Source organism: Acinetobacter sp. NIOH-H-8 (genome assembly GCF_046635365.1).
Classification (GTDB): Bacteria; Pseudomonadota; Gammaproteobacteria; order Pseudomonadales; family Moraxellaceae; genus Acinetobacter.
Window position 1 is genome coordinate 1 of record NZ_JBHDVN010000200.1, and the last position, 447, is coordinate 447.

The 447-nt window shown below is 60.6% G+C and carries 1 pseudogene; it reads right to left on the reverse strand.

The features are described from left to right. Window positions 1-447, reverse strand: a pseudogene (hypE, locus tag ACEWB7_RS17790) (hydrogenase maturation carbamoyl dehydratase HypE); the annotation flags it as partial.

A 447-nucleotide genomic window follows, 5' to 3' on the forward strand; every position in this document is an offset into this window, starting at 1 on the left:
GTGGATGGGAATGTAACGCAGCCAGCACTTGCTCTGCCGCGTTGCGTTCAACGGCGATCACCAGTTTGCCTTCGTTGGCAAAGTTCAGGGCGTCCAGTCCCAGCAATTCGCAAACGCCGCGCACGGCAGGTTTAACCGGCAGCGCTGATTCAGAAATTTCAATACCGCAACCGCAGGCTGCCGCGAACTCATGAACCACCGCATTTACACCACCACGGGTGGCATCACGCAGCGCTTTCACGCCGGGAATGTCACGCAGCGTCTGAATAAGCGGCGTCAGCACCGCGCAGTCGCTGACCAGTTCGCCATCCAGCCCCAGCTGCTCACGCAGGTTAAGGATAGTCGCCCCGTGGTCGCCGAGCGTGCCGCTCACCAGCAACACATCGCCTGCGGTTAGCGTCTGTGCGCCCCAATGAATATTCGCCGGAATTGCGCCCATGCCAGCGG